Source organism: Actinoplanes sp. NPDC051537 (assembly GCF_055586105.1).
Map to the genome: position 1 here is coordinate 297,469 of NZ_JBVJIU010000003.1, position 20,647 is coordinate 318,115.

Annotated in this window: 11 protein-coding genes; 8 read left to right on the forward strand and 3 right to left on the reverse strand. The window is 73.6% G+C overall.

Annotation, left to right across the window (positions count from 1 at the left end; all coding sequences use genetic code 11):
• The first annotated feature begins 102 nt into the window (after nt 1-102).
• The 5 genes from ACZ6TB_RS08285 (at nt 103) to ACZ6TB_RS08305 (ending at nt 8,905) form a co-directional block, all read left to right on the forward strand.
• Nucleotides 103-1,188, forward strand: coding sequence for a hypothetical protein (locus ACZ6TB_RS08285; protein WP_465551991.1), 1,086 nt, complete (start codon nt 103-105; stop codon nt 1,186-1,188).
• Nucleotides 1,185-4,526 (forward strand): trypsin-like peptidase domain-containing protein, encoded by a 3,342-nt coding sequence (locus tag ACZ6TB_RS08290; RefSeq protein WP_465551993.1) that lies wholly within the window; start codon nt 1,185-1,187, stop codon nt 4,524-4,526. The genes ACZ6TB_RS08285 and ACZ6TB_RS08290 overlap by 4 nt, the downstream gene beginning before the upstream one ends.
• On the forward strand, nt 4,523-5,566 hold the full coding sequence (locus ACZ6TB_RS08295; RefSeq protein WP_465551995.1) for a trypsin-like peptidase domain-containing protein: 1,044 nt from the start codon (nt 4,523-4,525) through the stop codon (nt 5,564-5,566). Before ACZ6TB_RS08290 ends, ACZ6TB_RS08295 begins: the two co-directional genes overlap by 4 nt.
• 74 nt (nt 5,567-5,640) lie before the next feature.
• Complete coding sequence (locus tag ACZ6TB_RS08300; RefSeq protein ID WP_465551997.1) at nt 5,641-6,906, forward strand: vanadium-dependent haloperoxidase; 1,266 nt, start codon at nt 5,641-5,643, stop codon at nt 6,904-6,906.
• 46 nt (nt 6,907-6,952) lie between these two features.
• Nucleotides 6,953-8,905, forward strand: a complete 1,953-nt coding sequence (locus ACZ6TB_RS08305; RefSeq protein WP_465552527.1) for an acyl-CoA dehydrogenase family protein — start codon at nt 6,953-6,955, stop codon at nt 8,903-8,905.
• On the opposite strand, the gene ACZ6TB_RS08310 is transcribed toward ACZ6TB_RS08305, so the two are convergent.
• Complete coding sequence (locus ACZ6TB_RS08310; protein ID WP_465551999.1) at nt 8,902-9,921, reverse strand: M48 family metallopeptidase; 1,020 nt, start codon at nt 9,919-9,921, stop codon at nt 8,902-8,904. The genes ACZ6TB_RS08305 and ACZ6TB_RS08310 overlap by 4 nt on opposite strands.
• Nucleotides 9,922-10,144: 223 nt before the next feature.
• On the opposite strand from ACZ6TB_RS08310, the gene ACZ6TB_RS08315 reads away from it, so the two are divergent.
• The 3 genes from ACZ6TB_RS08315 to ACZ6TB_RS08325 all read left to right on the forward strand — a co-directional run bounded on the left by ACZ6TB_RS08315 (nt 10,145) and on the right by ACZ6TB_RS08325 (nt 13,775).
• Nucleotides 10,145-11,725: a lysyl oxidase family protein gene (locus ACZ6TB_RS08315; protein WP_465552001.1), complete on the forward strand. Its 1,581-nt coding sequence runs from the start codon at nt 10,145-10,147 to the stop codon at nt 11,723-11,725.
• 72 nt (nt 11,726-11,797) lie between these two features.
• A complete protein-coding gene (locus ACZ6TB_RS08320; protein ID WP_465552003.1) occupies nt 11,798-12,655 on the forward strand; it encodes an EamA family transporter in 858 nt (285 codons plus the stop codon).
• A 58-nt stretch (nt 12,656-12,713) separates the two neighbouring features.
• The gene (locus tag ACZ6TB_RS08325) at nt 12,714-13,775 is read left to right on the forward strand and encodes a GGDEF domain-containing protein (RefSeq protein ID WP_465552005.1); all 1,062 of its coding nucleotides are present in this window, start codon (nt 12,714-12,716) and stop codon (nt 13,773-13,775) included.
• On the opposite strand, the gene ACZ6TB_RS08330 is transcribed toward ACZ6TB_RS08325, so the two are convergent.
• Both ACZ6TB_RS08330 and ACZ6TB_RS08335 read right to left on the reverse strand, forming a co-directional pair.
• Nucleotides 13,762-19,227, reverse strand: a complete 5,466-nt coding sequence (locus tag ACZ6TB_RS08330) for a hypothetical protein (protein ID WP_465552007.1) — start codon at nt 19,225-19,227, stop codon at nt 13,762-13,764. The two genes, ACZ6TB_RS08325 and ACZ6TB_RS08330, sit on opposite strands and share 14 nt — an antisense overlap.
• Nucleotides 19,228-20,199: 972 nt before the next feature.
• On the reverse strand, nt 20,200-20,637 hold the full coding sequence (locus ACZ6TB_RS08335; RefSeq protein WP_465552009.1) for a hypothetical protein: 438 nt from the start codon (nt 20,635-20,637) through the stop codon (nt 20,200-20,202).
• Nucleotides 20,638-20,647: the final 10 nt, after the last annotated feature.

Sequence of the window (20,647 nt, forward strand, 5' to 3'; positions counted from 1 at the left end):
TCACGCTAGGCCGCCCACCGTACCGGCCGCTGTCGTTGATTTGCTGCTTTAGGCTGTCCATCCCAGAGGCGAGCGGGAGACCAGAGGCGAACGGGAGTGTCGATGCCGGGGAGTCATCCGTTCTTCGACGCCGCGCGCTTCCCGTGGGATCGTCCCGACGCCCGCGAGTTCCACGAGGTCCTGACCACGCTGGCGGGAAGCCAGGCCGACATCACCCGCCTCTACGACTCCAGCGCGCCCGGCCTCGACCCGCTCGTCCCCGACGCCGCCCATCGCATGTGGCGGGAGGCGCTGGACCGGCTCGCGCCCGCCGGCGGCCTCGGCGCCCTCTGCGAGCTGCTGCTCACGCGGCCGCTCCACCCGGCCGTGCGGTCCCGGATCGAGGCCGTCCGGCAGGCCCGGCCCAGCGTCGACAGCATGGTCGGGCCGCCCGGCGGCGGCGTGGTCATCCTCGACCGGGCGGTGCTGCGCGGCCACATCCGTCAGCTGGCGCCCGAGGGCAACCCGCTCAAGGTGATCGTGGTGCGCGGCGAGCCGGACAGCGGCAAGAGCCACGGCCGCTACCTGTTCGAGCTGGCCGCCCGCGACCACGGCGCCGACGTGATCTACCTGAGCGCCGACATGGTCGCGACCGTCGACGAGGTCGTCGAGGAGCTGTTCGGCGCGCTCGACGCCTTCGACGAGATCCCGCCGCCGGGCGACACGACCACCAGCGCGTACTACCGCCAGGTCTGGCTCAAGCTGCGGGCGGTCGTGTCCCGCCGCCGGCGGCAGTTGTGGCTCGCCATCGACGACCTCGGCCTGGCCGAGGACGACGCCCCGCTGCTCGATCCCGAGGTGCGCGACCTCCTCGACCAGCTGGTGCTGCGGTTGCCCAACCCGGCCTACCGCCAGTGGTTCCGCCTCATGCTCATCCACTATCCCGAGGGCCGGCTGCCGACCAAGTGGAGCCGGGACGTGGTCGCCGAGGAGCGCACGGCCGCGGCCGACGTGACCGCCGAGCACGTGGTCGAGATGCTGCGCTCGTGGACGGCGCGCTCGGGCCGCACGATCCTCGACTCCGAGATCGAGGCCCTGGCCCAGCACATCGTGGCCGAGTCCGACGCGCCGGCCGACGACTGCCGCCTCCAGCGCCTGCACGACCTGGTCAGCGACACGCTGGAGAGCCTCGTGGGGGAGCGGCCATGAGCTTCTTCCCACTCGCCGGCGTGCTCGACGGCCTCCGCGACGCGGCGGCCGGCGTGGTCAAGATCTACGGTGGCGGGTGGCTGGTGGGCACCGGCTGGCTGATCACCGATGATCTCGTGGTGCTGCCGCAGGGATCGATCGGCGCTCGGACCGAATCGCGCTTCTTCTGTGAGCCGGACGGCCCCGACGCGCCGCGGGCCGAGGCGGACCTGGTGTTCATGCCGGCCGGCGAGACCGATCTCGGGCTCTCCGAGCCGGCCCTGTTGCGGCTGCGCGAGCCCCTGCCCGGCGGCCGGCCGTTGCCGATCGCCCAGGGCACCCCGCTCGGCGTCACGCTCTTCGTGCTGCACTATCCGTCCGGCTTCCTCGAGCAGCAGGTGAGCTTCGGGCGCGGGCAGAGAATCGACGCGGGTCTGCTCACGCACGACGCGGACACCACCTCCGGTTCCAGCGGTGGCGCCATCCTGCGGGCTGACGGTGCGATCGTGGGCATGACCACTCTCCGCATCGACGATCGATCCTGCGGGCCCACGATCGCGGTGATTCTCGAGATCCTCAGGGGCGCCGAGGCGTGGCCGGAGATCGGCGCGTACCACGAGCTCGCCGACGTCACCGCCGCCCGCGAGCGCCTGAGCGGTCCACAGTCGACGGCCGACGACGGCGGTCTGCTGTGGGCCGCCGTCCGCTGGAGCTTCGACCCCGCGCGCCTGAGCGACGACAACCGCGACCGCCTCGCCCGGCGCGTCCACGACACCCGGGCCGAGCGCTGGATCCTGCGGTCCCGCGAGCGCCGCGCCCTGATCGACGCCGCCTCCTTCGAGCAGCTGCGCGAGGCCCGCGGCGCCGAGCCCGAGGACGACCCGCGCCAGGCGGTGATCGACCGGATCCTGCAGGGGCCGCCCTTCGCGCTGGACGAGGCCGACCTCCCGCACTGGTTGCAGGCGGTCCGCTGGTTCGGCGGGGTCGTCGCGGACCTGCCCACCCCGGCCGAGATCACCGAGGCGCTCGAACGGCGACGCCTGCGCGGCCGCCTCACCGCGGTCGCCGGTCCCGATTTCCGGGGACGAAGCGAAGAACTTCAGGAGCTCCAGCGGTGGTACGGCGGGGAAGCGCCCCCGCCGCTGGTGGTGACCGGCATCGGCGGCATCGGCAAGTCCGCCCTGCTGGCCCGGTTCGCCCTGGCGCTGCCCGAGGAGACGCCGCTCTTCTGGCTCGACTTCGACCGGGCCGACCTGTCGCCCGACGACGCCGACTCGGTGCTGGCCCAGCTCACCCGCCAGGCGGCCGTCCAGTTCGACGGCTTCGCCCCCGAGCCCGCCGCCTTCGCCACCGCGTTCGCCGCGGCCGGCCGGGACCGGCCCGCCCCGCTGCTGGTCCTCGACGGCTTCGAGGTCGCCCAGCACGTCCGCCGGCACGGTGAGCTGTGGCTGCTGCTGGAGCAGATCCTCGGCGCGGCCGGCCGCCTGCGCGTGGTCGTCAGCGGCCGCGCCGCCGTCCCCGGCCTGCGCCTGCTCGGCCGCGACGCCGACCAGATGCCGCTGGCCGGCCTCGACCGGGCCGACGCCGCCGCCTGGCTGAGCCGGCACGGCATCACCGACGACCGGGTCCTCGACCTGGCCGCCGGCATCCCGCTGGCCCTGCACCTGGCCGTCCGCTTCGTCGCGAGCGGCGGCAGCGTCGAGGACCTGCCCGGCCACCTGCCGCAGGCGATGATCGAGGGCCTGCTCTACACCCGCATCCTCGAGCGCGTCATGGACGCCGAGCTGATGCCGCTCGCCCGGGACGCCCTGGTGCTGCGCCGCCTCACGGTCGAGATCGTCGCGTCGGTGCTGGCCGGGGCGATCCCCGCGGGCCTCGACGCCGCCGACGTCTTCGAGCGCCTGACCCGCGAGCTCTCCCTGGTCGACGACAACCTCGACCTGACCGTCGGTGACGGCCGGGAGGTGCTGCGCCTGCGTCCCGACGTGCGCGCCGCCGCCCTGACCCTGCTCGACCTGGACGACCCGGCCCGGGTCCGCGCCGTCGACCACGGCGCCGCGATGTGGTACGACCTGCAGGAGCCGACCCCGGCCAACACCGCCGAGCTGGTCTACCACCGGCTGCGGCTCGGCGACGTCACCCGGGCCGCCGCCGCCTGGCGGGACGAGTGCGCGCCCCTGCTGGCCGGCGCCGAGAACGAGATCCCGCCCGGCGCCCGGGTCTGGTTGCGCGCCCGCACCACCGGCGGCGCGGCGGAGCTCGCGCAGTGGGAGGACGACGCGCTCGGCCGCATCCGGTACGCGCTGGCCCGCGGGCGCGAGCAGAAGATCGGCGAGATCCTCGGCGAGCGGGCGAGCCGCAACCCCGGCGGCCCGCTGGTCTTCTACGACGCCTGGCTCCGATGGCAGCGCGGCGACGCGGCCGGCGCCCGGGAGATCCTGGCCGGGGCCGGCGACGTCGAACGCGATCACGCCCTGCTCTCCGCGCAACTGGCGGCCGAGGCCGGCGACGAGCCGTCGGCGGACCGGACGCTGGCCCGCGTGCAGGCGCCGGAGTTCTGGTCGGACTTCGCGAACCCGGACCTGATGAGCATGCTGGTGTGGGCCGCGCGGGTGCGCCTGACCGTCGATCTGCCGGCCGAGGTCGCGCTGATCGAGGCCCTGCGCGAGACACCCGGCCTGCGGCAGGTGCTCGAGGGCTACCTGCAGCCGACCGACGCCATGCTCGACGACCTGGCCGCCGTCGCCGGTCCGTTGTTCCAGTACGGGTCGCTGCGCGTCCCGGCGAGATCCTCCGAGGTGGCCGGCTTCGCCGCCGCCCTGAAGGCGCTTCAGCGATCCGAGCGCAGCTACGCCTGGCCGCGCAACCAGATCGAACAGTGGGCGATCGTCCCGTCCCGGTGGCGTGCCCCGCGCGGCGCCCGCATCGAGCTCGGGGCCCTGCACCTGCCGGACGAACCGATCCAGTGGGCGCTCGACCTGGCGGTGCTGAGTCAGCGGCGGCGAAACCTGATCACCGGCGATCTGTCGCTGCAGGACGCCTGTCACCTGGCCAAGCGGCGGGACCCGTCGTGGGCCTCGCTCAGCGTCTCGGTCGTCGGCTCGCTGGCGGCCTACCGCTGCCTGCCGATCTCGTACGAGGACGCGCCCAGCATCGACGAGCTCGTCGCCGGATACCTGCGCAGCCTGCCGTTCGCGCTGACCGATTCGACGGACGACTTCACCGACGGCCTGCTCGCCGGCCTCGCCGCCAAGCCGGATCTGAACGAGCGCCGCGCTCTCGGTCTCTACCTGCTCAGCCCCGACCCGCTCCGGCAGCTGGTGCGCCTCGCCGCGGGCGGCCCCACCCTCGGAGTGTGACCGTGCTCGACGACATCCGGTATCCGTGGACCCGGCCCTGGGCGCAGCAGTTGCACGCGACGCTCACCCAGCTCTACCCGAGCCGGCAGCGGCTGGCGGCGGTCGCGCAACGGGCCGGGATCGCGATGACCGACATCAACGGCGAGCAGGCCATCTCGTACGTCTGGGCCGAAGTCCTTGATCTTGCGGCTCCGCACGGCCTGCTCGAGGCCGTCGTGCGCGCCGCCCGCGATCTGCTCCCCGAGACCAGCCCGCGGCGGCCCTTCCTGGACGGCCTGCTCGGCGGTCTGACCCCGCCGGCCGACACCGGCGCGGTGCCGTTCCTGCGTGGCACCGACGAGGTGTACGAGCGGGAGGCCCTGCTCTACCACGACGACCTGACGATCCGGATCGGCGAGGTGCCGGCCCTGATCGCCACGCTCGGTCACCTGGTGCGGATCGCGCCCGGCGTCTGCAAGCTCACCGTGGCGCTGCCCGGGGCGATGCGGGTGGGCACCGGCTTCCGGATCGGCGGCGACCTGCTGCTGACCAACTGGCACGTGCTGGAGCGGGCGACCACGGTGACCGCCGAGTTCGACTACGAGGACGACGGGAACGGCGGCCTGCGCCCCGGCGCGGTCGTCGCGACCGACGTCGCCTCGATCGTCGCCGGCCGCGCGGACGACTGGGCGGTGATCCGCACGACCGGCGAGCTGCCCGGCCGCTGGCCGGTCGTCCGCCTCGCCCGGGACGCGACCCCGGTGCCCGGCGAGCGGGCGTTCATCATCCAGCACCCCGACGGCCAGCGGAAACGCCTCGGCTTCGTGCGCAACCAGATCGCCGACGCGGACGACCGGGTGGTGCACTACCTGACCGACACCGAGGCCGGCTCGTCCGGCTCCCCGGTCCTCGACGCCGGCGGCCGGCTGATCGCCCTGCACCACGCCGGCGGCCGCCCGCAGGAGGTCTTCGGCCGCCCGCCCACGGTGAAGAACGAGGGCATCCGGATCGAGAGGATCCTCGACGGGCTGGCCGCCGCCGGCCTCGAGTCCGAGATCTAGCACTTGATCCGGCCGTTGGGACGAGGCGACCGCGGGCGAACGGGGAGAAGGGTCGGCTCCGAAAGGAGTGACCAATGATCCGTCGTATTGTCGCAACAGCTGTTGCCGTGACCCTGGTGGTTCCCCTCGCCGGGACCGCGCACGCCGCATCGCGGGCCGAGTCCGGATCAGTGATCTCCGATTGGAACGCGCTGGCCGCGTCGACCCTGCTGGGCGACGCGAGCAAGGCGCCGCAGGAGATCTTCATCTACCTCGCGTTCACGAACGCCGCCATGTACGACGCCGTCGTCGGGGTGCACCCCCGCTACGAGCCGTACCGCCGGCACGCCCCGGCTCCACGCCACGCCTCGGCCACCGCCGCCGCGGCCGCCGCCGGGCACAAGATCCTGGCGACCTACTCGCCGTACGCGCAGGCCGCTCTCGACGCCGCGCTGGCCGCCACCCTGGCCACGGTGCCGGACGGCGCCGCCAAGACCGCCGGCGTGGCCTACGGCGAGCGCGTCGCCCGTGACCTCATCGACCTGCGCGCGAACGACGGGCGGTACGCGCCGGTCCAGTACACCCGGGCCCCGGCGCCGGGCGTGTGGCGGCCGACCCCGCCCGCGTACGCCCCGATGGCCGTCCCGTGGCTCGGCGGGGTGACCCCCCTGCTCGCCCGCAACGTGGCCCAGTTCGCCCCGCCGGCCCCGCCCGCGCTCACCTCGCGCCGCTACACCCGCGACTTCGCCGAGGTGAAGGCGCTCGGCTCGGCCACCTCGACCGTCCGCACCGCCGACCAGACCGCGACCGCCCTGTTCTTCTCCGGCAACGTCGCGGTGCAGGTCACCACGGCGCTGCGGGACCAGGTCGCGGTGCGCGGTCTCGACATCGCCGACGCCGCCCGGATGTTCGCGGCGGTCGACATGACCACGCTCGACGCCCTGATCGTGACCTGGCAGACCAAGCTCGTCCGCGGGTACTGGCGGCCGATCACCGCGATCCAGCTGGCGGACACCGACGGCAACCCGGCGACGGCCGCCGACCCGGCCTGGACCCCGCTGCTGACCACGCCGAACTATCCCGACTACATCAGCGGCTACAACGCCGTGATCGCCGCCTCGTCGCGGACACTCGAGCACGTCGTCGGGCGGCGGCTGAACCTCACGCTGACCTCGACCGCGGTGCCGGGCGCCGTCCGGCACTACGACAGCGGCACGGCCCTGCGCGGCGACGTGGTCGACGCGCGGGTGCTGCTCGGCATCCACTTCCGGACCGCCGACACGGAAGCCCGCACGATGGGCGTCGACCTCGCCGACTGGGTGAGCCGGCACTACTTCCGTGGCACGTCTCACAACCATTGATCGCTTGGCCAGAAGCCCGTCGGGTACATTCCTACTCATGAGTAACATGGCTCTGCAGGAGGTACTCGACGGGCGGTGGGGCCACGTCCGCCGGGCCGCGCGCGAGCAGCTCGCCGGCACGCACTTCGTCACCGTCCCGGGCGAGACCCTCGAGGAGGCCCGGGCCCGCGTCACCAAGCTGCTGACCGAGCTGCCCACCGAGCCGGGCGTGGCGGCGGGCTTCCCGATCGAGTACGGCGGCGGCGCCGACCCGGGCGGCTCGGTGGTGGCCGCCGAGATGCTCGCCCAGATCGACCTGTCGCTGATGGTGAAGGCCGGCGTGCAGTGGGGCCTGTTCGGCGGGGCCGTGACCGCGCTCGGCACGAAGCGGCACCACGACGCCTACCTGCGCGACATCATCGCGGCCGACCTTCTCGGCTGTTTCGCGATGACCGAGACGGGCCACGGCTCCGACGTGCAGCAACTGCGGACCACCTGCTCGTACGACCCGGCGACGCAGACGTTCGACCTGCACACCCCGCACGAGGCCGCCCGCAAGGACTACATCGGCAACGCGGCGCGCGACGGCCGGATGGCGGTGGTGTTCGCCCAGCTGATCACCGGCGGCAAGCGCTACGGCGTGCACGCGTGGCTGGTGCCGATCCGGGACGAGCACGGCGACCCGATGCCGGGCGTCACGATCGGCGACGACGGCCACAAGGCCGGCCTGCTCGGGGTCGACAACGGGCGGCTGTCGTTCGACCACGTGACGGTCCCGCGGGACATGCTGCTCGACCGGTACGGCACGGTCAGCCCCGAGGGCGTCTACGCGAGCGAGATCGAGAACGACACCCGCCGGTTCTTCACGATGCTCGGCACGCTGGTCCGCGGCCGGGTCGTGGTCGGCGGCTCGGCCTCGGCCGCGACCCGCAGCGCGCTGACCGTCGCGGTCCGGTACGGCGACATCCGCCGCCAGTTCGGCGCGCCGGGCCTCGACCGCGAGGTCGCGCTCAACGACTACCTCGCCCATCAGCGGATCCTGCTCACGGCGCTGGCCACCACGTACGCGCTGAGTTTCGCCCAGGAAGAGCTGGTCGCCGCCCTGCACGAGGTCCAGACGGCGCCGGCCGGAACGACGGACGAGCACCGGCAGCGGGAGCTCGAGTCGCGCGCGGCCGGCTTGAAGGCGGCGCAGACCTGGCACGCGACCCGGACCATCCAGGCCTGCCGGGAGGCGCTCGGCGGCGCCGGCTACCTGGCCGAGAACCGCCTGGCCGGGCTCAAGGCCGACACCGACGTCTTCACCACGTTCGAGGGCGACAACAAGGTCCTGCTCCAGCTGGTCGCGAAGGGGCTGCTCACCGGCTACCGGGACGCGTTCGGCTCGCTCGACGGCTGGGGCCGGGCGACGTTCGTGGTCGAGCAGGTGCGCGAGATGGTCCTCGAGCGCACCGCCGCCCGCGCGCTCATCCAGCGGCTGGTCGAGGCCGTGCCCGGCCGCGACGAGGAGGTCGCTCTGACCGACCGCGGCTGGCACCTGTCGATGTTCGAGGAGCGCGAGAAGCACCTGCTCGACGGCGTGATCCGGCGGCTGCGCAAGGGCGCCGCGCAGAAGAAGGACCGGCCGTTCGAGATCTTCAACGACGTCCAGGACCACGTGCTCGCGGTCGCCGCCGCGCACATCGACCGGGTGGTGCTCGAGGCCTTCGTCGCCGGCGTCGAGCGGGCTGCGGACCCGGAGGCCAAGGCGCTGCTCACCAAGATGTGCGACCTGTACGCGCTGACCACGATCGAGGGCAACAACGGCTGGTTCCTCGAGCACCAGCGGCTGACCCCGGCCCGGTCGAAGGCGGTCACCGGCATGGTCAACGACCTGCTCCGGCAGCTCCGCCCGCACATGCGCGCACTGGTCGACGCGTTCGCCGTACCGGATGAGTGGCTGAATTGCGCGGTTCTTCGCGAGGAGCCGGGCCGTCAGGAGGCCATGGCAGCCCATGACCTCCTGAGCGATTCCAGCTAACTTCCCCGGGCCCAGCGGGTGGCGGAGCCGGCCAGGTCCGCCGCGCCGCCAGCCGCGCCGCGCAGCAGCTTCACCAGCGGGTCGGGGGAGTTGGTGAACGTGTCCTTGTACGACGAGGCGGCCGCCTTGATGTCCTCGGTGACCGAGGCGTCGCGGTCGTCGTCGCGGCGCGGGTAGTCGCCGCCCAGGATCCGGGCGTAGTCGCCGGCGTCGACCCACCGGTTCAGCTCGGCCGCCCGGGCCACCGGGAACGGCTCGGCGTTGAACGCGGTCATGCCGATCTTGTGGATGCTGTCCCGCAGGTCGCCGCCGCCCTCGTACTCGGCCGCCTGCTCGAGGAACGCGGTCGTGTCGATCTGCGACAGGTCCCCGCCGCCGGCCGTCTTCATGAACAGCCGCAGCGACGCGGCCGGGTCCTGGGCGGCGAGCAGCCCGGCCCGGTCGGCGGAGAGCTCGGCCTTGCGCCACCACTCGTACATGCCGGCGATGACCGCCCGCAGCGCGATCGCGCCCACCGGGATCCAGGCCACGTTCGTCACCCAGCGGGTCAGGATCGTCATGATCGTCTGGTAGACGGCGTGCCCGCTGCGGACGTGGCCGATCTCCCGGCCGAGCATCGTGCGCAGCTCGTCGTCGTCCAGCTTCTCGACCGAGCCGGTGCTGATCACGATGAACGGGCGGTCCATGCCGATCGCCTTGCCGCCGATCAAGGGCGACTGGTGCACGTACAGCTCGGGCAGCTCGGGCACGTCGAGCGTGCGCGCGGCCTCGGCGAACAGCCGGTGCACCCGGGGGTACTGCCGGTGGTCGACCCGGATCGCCCCGGCCAGGTACGACAGGCGGAACCCCCGCTCGTTCCACATGCCGAACAGCGCCCGCACCACGTCGTCGAAGCCACGCAGCTCGCGCAGCGCGGTCAGCGCGCCCCGGTCGGCGGGGTGCTCCCAGGCCCGGGAGCTGATGCCGGTGAGGGTCACCCGCTGCCGTTCCGGCCGGTTCTCGTCGTCGATGGTCATAGCTCTCCTTCTCGTCGAGGACCGAGCTTCGCGGATCTTCGGCCGCGGCACATCCGCTCGGGGCCGGAAAGCCGCAAACCCGGACTGCGACTTTTGGCCGATGTCAGGCGACCCTCCCGAGTTTGTGCCATGTCATAGGCAACTCACAGGAATCTCACAAGTGTCCGCATTGGATGGTCCCGCCACGGCCGGGCCGCACCGGCCGACCGACGGGAAGGATCTCATGACAGACCCGAAGAACCGCCGAAACCGCCTGATCGCCCGGGGCGCCGCGGCCGGCGTGCTGGCGCTGACCGCGGGCGGCGTCGGTGTCGCCCAGGCGGCGGCCAACCCGCCGCCGCCGCTTTCGTTCGTGGCCGCCACCCAGAGCGTGACCGCCACCCGGTACGTCTACGGCGACGAGGTGTGGCTCGACTTCGACCTGGGCCTGCACGTGATCGCGGGCAACGACCCGTTCGAGATCTGGGCGAAGCGCACCGGCTACGACAAGCCGATCGCCGCCGAGCAGCTGGTGACCAGGAAGGGCAAGACCAAGAAGGTCCCGCTGCCGGCCGGGGTCGTCCCCGACTTCAACGGCCTCAAGGACTTCACCAAGTTCACGATCGCCGACGCCGCGGGCGCCACGATCAAGCAGTACTCGACCCCGTTCTGCGCCAACTCCTGGTCGTCGGCCCGCACCCGGCCCGACGCCCCGGCCACCACGCCGTACCCGACCCAGTGCGGCGGATACAACCCGTTCACACTCGGCGCGGTCTGGGGCATCCAGGCCGGCTGGGACGCGGCCGTGCAGACCACGCCGACCACCGAGAACCTCGACCTCGCGCCCGGCAAGTACCAGGTGACCGCCGTGCTGAACCCGGCGTACCAGCAGCTGTTCGGCATCCCGGCGGCCCAGGGCACGGTCAAGCTCGACGTCACCGTGGTCGACGGCGACCTCGGCAAGGCCGGCCTCGCCAAGATCAAGGCGGCCAAGGCGGAGGACCAGGCCGCGCCCGGCGCGCTCCAGGCCGATCGCCAGGGCGGGCAGCAGGTGTCCGAGTTCGTGCCCGGGCTGCGTGCCCCCGGCAAGCGGCCGGCCACGCTCAAGGCCGCCCCGAAGTCCGGCCCGCGTCCCGACCTGCGCTCGCTCCCGGCGTGGGGCATCTCGCTGTCGCAGGGTCAGGACGAGGAGACCGGCGAGACCGACGGCAAGTGGTACATCAACTTCGGCGCCACCGTCTGGAACGGCGGCACGTCCCCGCTGCTCGTCGACGGGTTCCGCCGCAGCGGCACCGAGTTGATGGACGCGTACCAGTACTTCTTCGACGCCAAGGGCAACCAGGTCGGATCCCAGCAGGCCGGCACCATGGAGTGGGACGACCGGGTCGGCCACAAGCACTGGCACTTCACCGACTTCGCGCAGTACAACCTGCTCGGCGCCGACAAGAAGCTCGCGGTGCGCAGCGGCAAGGAGGCGTTCTGCCTGGCGAACACCGACGCCGTCGACTACACCCTGGCCGGCGCGAAGTGGCGGCCGGAGAACACCGACCTCTCCACCTCGTGCGGCGCCAACACCGTCGTCGCCGTCCGTGAGGTGCTCGACATCGGCAACGGCGACACCTACAGCCAGGACCGGCCCGGCCAGTCCTTCGAGGTGACCGACCTGCCGAACGGCACCTACTACATCCAGGTGCTGGCGAACCCGGTCAATAAGCTGGCCGAGCTCGACACCACCAACAACTCGGCGCTGCGCGAGGTCATCCTCGGCGGCACCCCGGGCAACCGCACGCTGACCGTGCCGCCCGTGAACGGCATCGAAGGCTAGTCGGTCGTGACCCGGCCCACCCGGGCGGCACGCGCCGCCCGGGTGGGCCACCAGGGCTTGAACACTGGGTCCATGAGACGTCCCGAGGTGCCCGCGCCGCTGCTGGTGATGACGTCGATCGCCTCGGTGCAGTTCGGCAGCGCGGTCGCCCGGACGCTCTTCGACGACCTCGGCGCGGCCGGCGTCACGCTGCTCCGGCTGTCGATCGCCGCGGTGATCTTCGCGGTCGCCACCCGGCCCCGCCTGCGGTCGTGGTCGGGCGCGGCCTGGCGGGCGGCCGCGGTCCTCGGCGTCGTCATGGCCGGGATGAACCTGATCTTCTATCTGGCGCTGCGCACGGTGCCGCTCGGCATCGCCGTCACGGTCGAGTTCCTCGGGCCGCTGCTGCTCGCGCTCGTGCAGACCCGCAAGCTGGTCGACCTGCTGTGGGCGCTGCTGGCCGGGGCCGGGGTGGTGCTGCTCGGCGCCGCCCACGGTGGTTCGGCCCCGATCGGCGGCCTCGTGCTCGCCTTCGTGGCCGGGCTCTGCTGGGCCGGCTACATCGTGTTCAGCGCCAAGCTCGGCGGCCTGGTCCCGGGGACCGGCGGTCTCGCCGTGTCGCTGGCCGTGGCCGCGTTGCTGGTGCTGCCCTTCGGGGCGGGTGGTGCTTCGGCCGTACGGGATGACTGGTCGCTCTTGATCGGTGGAACCGCCGTGGCGCTGCTCTCCTCGGTCCTCTCCTACGGCCTCGAGATCAACGCCCTGCGCCGGATACCGACCCGGGTCTTCGGCATCCTGATGAGCCTCGAGCCGGCCGCCGCCGCGCTGGCCGGCCTGCTGGTGCTCGGCCAGCGCCTCGACGCCGTGGAGATCGTCGCCCTCGTGCTGGTCATGCTCGCGAGCGCCGGCGTCACCCTGACCGCGCGTTCCCGGGAGCCGATCCTGGCCTGAAACCCTCAGATGGTTGTCGCCTCAACCGAAGGTTCATACCGACACGAGGAGGCGGCAGATGATCTATCAGCTACGTGACGAGGCGGGCGCGTCCCGGTCCGTCGCGTACCTGCTGATGGGCGCCGGCGCCTTCATGTTCGTCACCGGCGTGATCATCCCCGAACAGCGCACCGTGGTCGGTGTGTCGGTCTTCCTGATGTTCACGGTCGTTCTGGGCGGTCTCGGCGCGCTCTGCCGCTGGCGTCCGGATCGGGTGCCGCACGTGTTCTGGCTGCTCGCGCCGTTCCTCGGGATCGCCCTGATCACGTCGATGAACTCGGCGACGTGGGACGCGAGCACCGGCGCGCAGCTGTTCTATCTCTGGCCGGTGCTCTACACCGCGAACTTCCTGAGCCGTCTGATCAACTACGTGGTGCTCGCGCTGGTCTCGGCCGGCAACGCCGCGGTGGTGTTCCCGATCCTGGGTGCGACCCGCGCCGTCTCCGACTGGGCATCGCTCACCGTGGCCATGATGCTGACCGCGGTGGTCGTCTGGTCACTCCGGGGGCGCAACGAGCGCTTGCGGGAGGTGCTCGAGACGCAGGCGTACGCCGATCCGCTCACCGGCGTCGCGAACCGCCGATCGTTCGACGGCGAGCTGGCCCGCGCGGTCGCCTGGGCGCAACGCCACCACGGGTCGATCGCGCTGATGACCCTGGACATCGACTACTTCAAGAAGATCAACGACACGTGGGGTCACGGCATCGGCGACCAGGCGCTGCAACTGGTGGCCGACGCCCTGCGCGCGGTGGCCACCGGCGACGACGACGTCGTGGGCCGGCTCGGCGGCGACGAGTTCGTGCTGCTGCTGCGCACCGACCGGATGGGCGCCCGGCGCGCCGCCGACCAGGTGCGCGACGCGGTCGCCGAGCGGGGCGGCACGCTGCCCTGCGGCGCGCCCGGGCTGAGCATCGGCGTGGCGCTGCTGCCGGACCACGCGCTGACCGCCGTCGAGCTGGGCGCGGCGTCGGACGCGGCGCTCTACGAGGCCAAGGGCGGCGGGCGCGGCCGTACGGCGATCGCCCATCCCGCGGCGCACCGGCAGAACGTGGATCAGGTCCCGTCGCCTACCGTGGTGTGACGATCCGCTGCTCGGCGGTGGTCTCGTCGAGCGCTTTCGTCTTCTCCGGTCCGACGATCTCCGTGCGCTCCCGCGGGTACGGCCCCCAGCCGTCGCGCAGGACGTGGATGTAGACGGCCTCGAGGCAGACCCCGATCCGCTGGGCCAGCTCCTGATCGTCGGGCTTCCCCAGCCGTACGGCCCGGGCGAAGTGATCGAGAGCCTCCATGTGCCGCCCCTGGTCGAAGCAGCACCGTCCCGCGTTCTCGTGCACCACGCTGCGCATCGCCTGCGGCACCGGCGAGGCCGCGGCCTTGGCGAAGAGCCGGTCGGCTTCCTGGAAGTCCCCGCGCAGCCGCAGAATGTGCGCCAGCTCGGCCTGCGCGATAACCGTCGACTGCGTGTCCCTCGCCGACTCCGCGTGCGCCAGCGCCAGCCGGCTCGCGGCCGCCGCCATGCCCAGCTCGCCGAGCAGCCGATACACCTCGGCCCGCACGCTCAGAAGCCCCGCCTTGGCGACGTTGTCGACCTCGTCGGCCAGTGGCCCGTCGAGCTTCTCGCCCAGCTCCCGCAGAGCCTCTTTGTCGTCGACGACTTCGCGCAGCGTCCCGCCGTCCAGCCGCCACCGGATGGCGTCGAGGTCCGCCGCCTTGGGCCGGTCGGGCCCTTCAGCCTTGGGCGCGGCCACCGCGTCCTTGTCGAAGACCGGCTCGGGTCCCGGAATGAGCGAGGCGCTCCGCTCCGCCGTGTTCCCTTCGGGCTTCGTCCCCGCCGCGGCCCCCGCGGGCTCGTTCGGTTCCGGCTCGTCCTGTTCCGGCTCGTTCTGTTCCGGCTCGTTCGTGATCGCCACGCCGTTGAGCAGCCCCGCGAGGTCGAGGTCGAGCACCAGGCCGTCGCCGCTCTCCTCGTCGGCAGCGGCTTCGTCCTCGGGCTTCTTGACGAACCACATGCCCCCGAACTCGGTGTCGGCCACACGCCGAGGCTCTTGATCGGGCCCGGAGACCTCGAGCCGCCCGATCGGCTTGAGGTTGTGCAGAGTCCCATCGGCATCCATGTAGGGCGCCGCATGGGCGCCTTGCCGCCGCCCACCCTCGGCGGCCGGCGTTTCGTCGCCGGGCTGCTCGGGCGCCCCGTGACGCCCGCCCTGCCCACCCACCCGGGCCGGGCCGTCGTGGCCGGCCGCCGGTGCTGGTCCGCTCTGCCCGGCATCTGGCGCGGGGCCGCGCTGCCCGGCTACTGGCGCGGGGCCGCCTTGCCCGGCTACCGGCGCGGGCGCGCTGTGCCCCGCCACTGGCGCCGGGGCGCCATGTCCAGCCACCGGCGTGTGCGCGCTCTGCCCGGCCCCTGGCGTGTGCGAGCCCTGCCCGGCCCCTGGCGCGGGCTCGCCCGTCGGCGTGTGCGAGCCCCGTCCGGCCCCTGGCGCGGGCTCGCCCGCCGGCGCGGTCGGCTCGGTCGCCGTGGTGGCAGCCGGAGCCGGCGCGTCAACCGGAGGCCGCTGCGTCGGCACGCTGCCCACGCGGGGTTGCTGGGCGTCGCCACCGCGACCCGCCTCGGCGGGTTGCTGGGGGCGCGCCAGCGGTTGGGTCCGAGCGTCCGGCCGACCGGGAGGCGCCACCGGTTGGGCGGGCACGTCCTGCCGCCACGGACCCGCCTCCTGCTGCTGCGCGGCGTGCTGTTGCGGCGCGGCGTGCTGTTGCGGCGCGGCGTGCTGTTGCGGCGCGGCGTGCTGTTGCGGCGCGGCGTGCTGTTGCCGAGCGGCCTGCTGCTGCGGCGCCGCAGGTTGGGCCGGCTCGCCGTGTCGCGGCGGCGCCGGCCAAGGCGGCGTCTGCTGCTGCGGCACGTGGTGCGACGGAGGTTGGGCCGGCCCCGGTTGCACCGGAACCGCGGGCTGCGACGTCGAGGGCGAGCCCACCGGCGCGGAAGCCAGCGATGTAGGCCGAACGCCCGGCTGAATCGGCGCCTTCTCGCCCGGCCGAACCCCGTGCGCAGCCGCTTCCGCACCGTGCGCCGTCCCACCCGGCGCCGTCCCACCCGGCGCCGTCTCACCCGGAGCCAGCGGCCACGAGCCCGGCGCCTGCGGAGCCGAGGCGGGAGGCGTAGCCAGCGGTCCACTCGGCCGCGCTCCCGTCGCCGGAGCGGGCATGGGCGTGGTCGGACGACCCGCCGACGGTGCCCCCTCGGGCCGCCCGCTCGGCTGACCCGGCGCATAGGGAGCCGTCGGCTGCCCACCACGCGTCGGGGCCGGCGGCGCGGCAGCATGCGCGGCCGCGGGAGGCATCGTGGAGGGCCGCATCTGCTGCGGAACCGAGGCGGAACCTCGCTGCACTCCACTCCCGTGCGCGCCAGCCGGCGGCATCCCGCCGGGCGGAACCGAACCCGCCGGCGCCGCCCCGGGCGGGACAGCACCCGGAGGCACCGAACCCGGGCGAACTGCCGCAGGCGGAATGACGGGCGGCGGAACCGCCGCAGCCGGAACGGCGGCGGGCGGCATGGTGGTGGGCGACCCGGCGGCGGGCCGCCCGGCGGCGGGCGGCATGGCGGCGGGCGGCATGGCAGCGGGCTGTCCGGCGGCAGGCGGCATGGCGGCAGGCGGCATGGCGGCGGGCGGCATGGCGGCGGGCGGCATGGCGGCGGGCGGCATGGCGGCGGGCTGTCCGGCGGCGGGCGGCATAGCGGCGGGTGGCATCGCCGGGGGCGGCATGGCGCCGGGTGGGATCTGGCCCGGGGTCTGCGGGTGGCCGGCGGCGGGCGGAACCGAGGTCGGGCGCGCCTCGCCGGGGTGGGCCGGGCCGGTCGGGCGGTGCTGCTCCGCGCCGGGGCGGGGCAGGTTGGGGGACATGGGGCGGGAGAGGCCTACCGGCTCGGCGGCGGGTGGCGCGTCGTCCGGGACCATCGACCACGGGCCGTCGCCGTCGTTGAACATGACGTGCGCGGTGCGGGGCGAGCGCCGCGACCGGGGGGAACCGTCGGGATAGGCGCCGAGCCGCGAACCGGAGTCCGACGGCTGCTGGGGCACACCGAGCCGGCTGCCGCTCTCGGAGGGCGAACCGGGCATGCCGAGGCGGCTACCGGTCTCCTTGGGTGAACCGGGCATGCCAAGGCGGCTGCCGGTCTCCGTGTGTGAACCGGGCATGCCGAGGCGGCTGCCGGTCTCCGAGGGTGAGCCGGGCCGGCCGAGGCGGGTGCCGGTGTCGCCGGGAGAGCCGGGCATCCCGAGGCGGGTTCCGGTTTCCGTGGGGGAGCCGGGAGCCCCGAGGCGGGTGCCGGTGTCGGAGGGCGCGCCGGTGGGGCGGTGCTGGGCGGCGGGGTCCAAGCGGTCGGGGGCCGGTGCGGGCGGGCGCTGGGCCGGAGGGTCGGTCGGTGGGGTCTGCGGGCCGGCGGCGGCGGGCGTCACCGGTGTCGGGGGTGGGGTGACCACGCGCGCGGCGGGGGTCGTGGGGCTGCTGCCGACCACGCGGGGGGTGGCGGTGGGCTCGGCCTTCTTGACCACGCGAGGGACCGGCGGGGGCTCCTCGCGGCTGATCACCCGGGGCGGGGTGGGCTGCGGGGCCTTGCTGATGACGCGGGGGGTGCCTTCGGACTCGGTGCGAGAGTCCTCGTCGGCCTGGCGCTCGGGGCGCGACCGGGCCGCCTCCCGATCGTCGCGTCGGTCGCGGTCGGCGTCGGGCCGGCCTTCCCGCCGGTCGGCATCGATCCGGTCGGCATCGCGGCGGCCTTCCCGCCGGTCGGCGTCGATGCGGTCGCCATCGCGGCGGTCGGTGTCGGGCCGGGAGGCATCGCGACGGTCGGCGTCGCGGCGGTCGGCGTCGCGGCGGTCGGTGTCGGGCCGGGAGGCATCCCAACGGTCGGCGTCGCGGCGGTCGGTGTCGGGCCGGGAGGCATCGCGACGGTCGGCGTCGCGGCGGTCGGTGTCGGCTCGGGCGGCGTGCTGCGCGGGCTCGGCCGGCTCGTCGGTCCAGGTGGCCTCGCCCTCGATGTCCCAGGACGTGACGCGCTCGCGGTTGTCGGTCCAGCCGCTGTTGTCGGACCACGTGCGCTCGTCGGGGCGGGGCTCGCGCGGACGCTGGTCCTCGGTGGCCCAGCCGGCGCCGCCGACCGGGCGGAAGCCCTGGTCGTAGTCGCCGATCGCGGTGACGGGGGGAGTGTCGGGGCGGCGGTCGCGAGGGGGCTGGTCCTCGCGGTGACCGCGGCGCGCGGCCACGTCGTCGGCCTCGGCCGGGTCCCAGAACGCGGTTCGCTCGCCCATCCGGCCCGCGGGGCGCCGGCGCTGGTCCTGGTCGGACCACGCCGCGGGCTCGCCGCGCCTCGTGCGTGGGTCGCCGACCGGGCGCTGCATGCGCGAGTCGGTGCCCTCGAGGTCGGGCCGGGAGCGGCGCGGTCCGCGGTCGTCGGCGGGACGCCGCATGCGCGGGTCGGTGATGTCGAGCTCGGCGTCGATCGGGCGCCTCGACCGGGGATCGTGGCGACCGTCGGTCCACCGTTCGTCCTCGGGACGCCGGTACAGGTCCATCGGCTCGCCGGGCCGGGCCTCCGGCACCCGGGCCCGCCCGCTGGCGGCCGGATCGATGTCGCGAGGCTGTGGCCCGCGACGGGGGTCGGCGCCGCGTGAAGGCTGACGCGGGTCCGCGCGGCGCGGATCGGCCCCGCCCCGGCGCGCGGCCTCCCGTGGATCAACCGTTCTCGGGTCCATCTCACGACCAGGGCGGCGACCTCGCGGGTCAGCGGGCGGCGCCGCACCCCGGCGCTGCCCACCACGCGGATCCGCCTGCTCGGTGGGCTGGGCGGCCGGACCACCGGGATAGGCGGCGGGACCACCGGGATAAGCGGCGGGACCGGCGGGACCGGCTGGACGCGCGGCAGGACCGGCGGGACGCGCGGCCGGACCGGCATCACCGGCGGCGGGACCGGCGGGACCGGCGGGACCGGCAACCTGCTCGGGGGCCGGAGCGGCGGGCCGAGCGGCCTGCTTCCGCCGGCCGAGCCACCCCTTCTTGGCCGGCTTGGCGGGTGCTTCCTCGACCGAGCCGGCATGCGTGGTCGTCTGCGGCCCGTGCCCGTACGCCTCGAGGTCGCGATGGTCGAAAGGCTCGTCGATGTCGTCGGCGAAGTTGCCGAACCGCTCGTCCCGGCGGGCCCCGTCACCGTTGCTGCTGATCGGGAAGTCGGGCGCGTCGAAGTCGACGCCGAGCTCGGGCCGGTTGAAGTCGACGTCGGCGAACGCGGAGCCCGCGAGGTTGGGCTGCGACGTGTCCACGGGCGAAAAGTCCGGATCGTCCAACCAGCTGGGTCGTTCGGCGTCGAACGCGGCCTGCGGCTGCCGGGTCGCGGCGCGGCGCTGGCGGCGCGCGGCCAGCTCGTCGACGGGCTCGTCCGGCGAACCGGGAGCGCCGCCGGGCCGCTTCGTGGGAATCACCGGATCGGGCGCGGAACGCTTCGTGTATTGCCGTTCCTGAGCGACCGCCGAATTCGGCATGATGGAATACTCAGAGTATTCGTCGTCCCAGTATTCGTCGTCCTCGAAGCTCATGCGGCGGCCCCGCGGGCGGGCAGGCGGCGGCCCGGGGTTGGTGGTTCGCCCCTGTGCCGCATCGTACCCCCGTCTCCCTGGATCAGGCCCGGTGGGTGACCCCTCCCACCGGTGGATGTGGAAGGTTAACCACGCTTTTGCGACGTACGCCAGCACCCTCGTGAGCGCGTCACCGGCCCGTGGGGCGAGCCGGTGACCGAGAGTCGGCGCGACCGTCACCCGGGCCGCGTGCGTTTCCTCACCGGACAGTACGTGTGGCCCCGCCGAACAGTTCAAACGCTGCCCGAACCGCCACCGATCGCAGGCACGAATTGACACCACGTCACGACGTGCCGGAATTTCGACTTAAGCAATTCTTAAACCTGTTCTGAGGATCCCCACGGATAGACGGCGGTCCCGATCGGGTGACCGGGGGATGGCGGACAGGTGTCCGCATGGTGGCAAACACCACTCTCGCTTTATGCGGATCAAGGTGCTAGGGCATGTCACGGTGGATGAGCGCCCAGGACAGCGTGGTCCCAGGGCCTCCGGATGGAAACCACACCGGAACGAACGACACCGACGCGAAAGGAGCGGACTATGCCGCGCCTCGAACTCGGCGCCGTACGCGCCACCTGGCGGGTGGCCTTGCGCCGCCTCGACCACTGGACTCTGGAGACCCTCAATCCCCCGGCCGGCGGCCGCCGCCCCCGTTACTAGCGGCCGCCACCCGCGTCACACCCCAGGGACGACCACACCGCTCTGCCCCCCATTGCCGGTGTGGAGGTCATGGCGACGCGGGCCGGGAAAGGAACGGCGGCGGGGTGCACACCGCCGCCGTTTCGAAACAAGCAAGTTCGCAACAAGCAAGTTCGCAACAAGCAGGTTCGCAACAAACAAGTTCGCAACAAGCAAGGTCGCAACAACAAGCAAGACGAACTACAGCCGCCCGTCCGACGTGAACGGCCCGACCTTGGCCGGAAGCACGAGCCCCGCCCGCGACAACCGCCGCAGCAGCGACAGCAACTCGTCCCGGCGCAGCGCGCCCGGCGTCTCCGGCTCGCGGTGCGGGATGTCCAGCGCCCGGGCCGCCTCGGTGGCCCGGACCGCGATCGCCGCCTCCACCGCCCACAGCCGATGCGCCCGCATGGCGACCGCCGCCGACTCGGTGAGCTCGCCGTGCAGCCGCAGCAACCGCCGCAGGTCGGCGGCGAGCTGCTCGATCGGCGGCCCGATGGGCTGGGGCGGTTTGGGCCGATGAGCTTCCCAGTACGTGGACGTCATGTCCCACCACCGAGGCGCGTAGACGATCGCCGCGCCGAGCAGGGTGGGCGTGGCCACGATCAGGGCTAGTTTCCCCACATCCCAGAAGTTCACGACTGGACTC